Source organism: Streptomyces sp. NPDC059668, assembly GCF_042734135.1.
GTDB lineage: Bacteria > Actinomycetota > Actinomycetes > Streptomycetales > Streptomycetaceae > Streptomyces.
On sequence record NZ_JBHWEL010000004.1, the window covers coordinates 106,974 to 109,808 of the forward strand.

The window sequence follows — 2,835 nt, forward strand, 5'->3', positions numbered from 1 at the left end:
CGCGCGGCGCGCCGCGCCCCCCCCCCCCCCCCCCCCCCCCCGCCGCCCGTACCGGTCGCCCGGCGAGCGGCTAGCGCAGGGACGCGAGAGCGTTCGACCAGCTCACGACCTGGTCCAGCATCGTGTTGAGTCCGTCGAGGTGGATGTCGCCGGGCCGGAAGACGCTGAAGTTCTCGAAGTCCGTGAACAGGGAGAGCGCCACCTGCGAACGGACGTCGGCCATCTGCAGCTCACCGGCCACGAGGCGCAGGTGCTCGACCGCGCGGGTGCCGCCCACGGAGCCGTAGCTGACGAAGCCGATCGCCTTGTTGTTCCACTCGGCGTACAGGTAGTCGATGGCGTTCTTGAGCACACCGGACGTGGAGTGGTTGTACTCCGGCGTCACCATGACGAAACCGTCGAACGAGGCGATCTTGGCGGCCCACTCGCGGGTGTGCGGCTGGCTGTACTGGCCCAGCGACGGCGGCATCGCCTCGTCCAGGTGCGGCAGCTTGTAGTCGAGCAGGTCGACCAGTTCGAATTCGACATCGGTACGCTGCGACGCGATCTCGTGAACCCACTTCGCCACAGCCTCGCCATTGCGGCCCGGGCGGGTGCTGCCGATGATGATGCCGATCCTCGTCATGTCGCCGATCCTTGATCCTGGGCGCGTGATTGCGCCGCATTTGTTTGACGAGTCAAGCATAGGATGGTTGACGCGACAAGTAAATTCTGGCCGTCGCGCGTGTGGAGCGGTGTGAGCCGCGGCACCCCCGGCCCCGGTCCATGCCGGCTGCCCCGCACCGCGAGCGCTTCGACGGGACCGCCCGCGAACCCCTCAGGGGTGAAGGCCGTGCAGCCGGTGGAGCAGGAGATAGGCCCGCTGTTCGGCGGCGGCGAGTTCGGTGGGGTCGATCTCGGCCGGCCACAGCTCGCCGGCCGCGGTGTCGTCGGCTTCGCGGAGCTCCACGACGGACAGGGCTAGGCTCACCTGGACGACGGGGAGTGCCGGTCCGGAGGGGCCCGGTGGACCGCTCAGCGCGAGCTCGGCCTGCTCGGCGGCTCCCCGGCACGCGGACAGCGCGCGCTCCACGCGTACCGCGGCCCGGTCCTGGACGATCAGCAGCGCGCACCCCAGTCCCACGACGATCCCCACGACGCTGCCCAGCACTCGGTCGAGGACCAGCTCTCCGGCCGGGGCGGGGGCGGCCAGATCGCTCAGCAGCAGTGCGATCGGAGTGAGGAAGACGACGGCGAGGGCGTAGTTGCGTGCCGCGACGTACTCCAGCAGGAACTCCAGGACCACGATCACCATCGCCAGCTCCACCGGCTCCGGGTGGGCGGCCAGTACTCCCAGGGCGAGCAGCAGCCCCAAGGCCGTACCCAGGGTCCGCTGGACGGCGCGCTGGGCCGTGGTGCGCAGGTTGACGGAGTGCAGAACGGCGGCCGCGGAGATCGCCGCCCAGTAGCCGTGCTCCAGGTTCAGGAGAGCGGCGATCCCGCCCGCCACACCGGTTCCCAGCGTCATGCGCAGGGCGGGAACGACGAGCGCCGTCAAGCGGTCGGGGGCGCCGGGCCGACCGATCAGCAGTTCCGTCGCGCGCAGGACGGCGGGATCGCCCGGCGGCGCGGACGCCCCTGTGGCGCCCGCCGGCGCGGACGTTCCCGTGGAACCAGGCGCCGCGGACCCTCCTGGGGAACTCGGCGCCTGGGACGCTCCCGTGGCGGAGGAGGCGACCTCGGCACCTCCGTCCCCAGGCGGTGTCGGCACCCCGTGCGAGCGGAGCAGTTCGTGAAGGACCAGGGGAACGCGGCGGCGCCGGTCGGTGAGCAGGCGGGCCTGCACACGCAGCTGCCGGGCCGCGGCGGCCGGATCGGCGGGCGGACGCCGTGCCGAGCCGATCAGCAGGGCCCAGCAAAGGTCGGTGAGCCGCACGAACACCGCGGCGCGGCCGGGCGCGGCTCTTCGCGTGCGCGTCGGAGGCGGCAGCCCGAGACAGTGGTACGCGTGCAGGACGGCCACCGTCGCCGCGTGCCGGGTCCGCCCCGGCACGTCTCCGTCGGCGGACGCCTCCAGGAGGTCGGCGAGTTTCCGCAGGGCCGTGGCCACCGCCAGGCGCTGCGGCCGGTCCGGATGCACCAGCCGGCCGGACACGGCCAGCAGCCAGGCGAACGCAGCCCCCGCCGCCGCGAGCGCGGTGTGCGGGAGCACCTCGGCGCCCGTGGGCGTGCCGTTGGCCGCCACCGCGAACGCGAACAGCAGCAGGACCGCTCCCAGACCGCTCAGCCGCGTGGCGTCACAGACGAACTTCGCCAGTCCCGCGACGACGGCCGTCGCGGCGACGACCACCACGGCGCCGACTCCTCCCGTCCCGTCCGCACGCGCCCACGCCGCGAGGGCCGAACCGCAGCCCACGCACGCCGTCATGGCCACGGCGACCAGGGCGAGGACCCGGGCACGGCGGTCGTAGGGCAGATTGCGGCCGAACGTGGTGGTGAACGAACCGAGCATGGCGTAGACCGCGAGGTCGGGCCGCCCCGCCCACACGATCGGCACGCCGACCAGGCCCATGGCGAGGGCGGCCCGCACGGCGAAGAGGAGTGCTCCGTCCACGTCGTGCAGGATCAGCGCACCGCGTGGGGAGAGCGCGCGCCCCGCGCCCGCGACCGCATGCCGCCAGCCGCGCCAGGGAACGCGGGGGAGGAGTCGGGGCGAAAGCGGCATGTGGCGTGTATACCCGTTCGGGCATCCTCGTGCCGTTCCCGAAGCGGGGGCTCACGCCGGCTAAATGGTGGTCTCGGGGCGGGCAGTCCGGCTCGAGGTTTTTTGGGGCGGGCGGAGGTTGTGGGATTGTG

The 2,835-nt window shown here is 72.8% G+C and carries 2 protein-coding genes; both read right to left on the bottom strand.

Features of this window, described 5'->3' with window-relative positions; translation table 11 throughout:
- Positions 1 to 70 precede the first annotated feature (70 nt).
- Positions 71 to 625 (bottom strand): NADPH-dependent FMN reductase, encoded by a 555-nt coding sequence (locus ACFV2J_RS05220; RefSeq protein ID WP_385093232.1) that lies wholly within the window; start codon positions 623 to 625, stop codon positions 71 to 73.
- 192 nt (positions 626 to 817) lie between these two features.
- The gene (locus ACFV2J_RS05225) at positions 818 to 2,704 is read right to left on the bottom strand and encodes an FUSC family protein (protein ID WP_385093229.1); all 1,887 of its coding nucleotides are present in this window, start codon (positions 2,702 to 2,704) and stop codon (positions 818 to 820) included.
- Positions 2,705 to 2,835 lie beyond the last annotated feature (131 nt).

Coding starts and splice junctions, on each gene's coding strand:
- ACFV2J_RS05220 (WP_385093232.1), bottom strand. CDS start 625: ATGACGAGGATCGGCATCATCATCGGCAGCACCCGCCCGGGCCGCAAT.
- ACFV2J_RS05225 (WP_385093229.1), bottom strand. CDS start 2,704: ATGCCGCTTTCGCCCCGACTCCTCCCCCGCGTTCCCTGGCGCGGCTGG.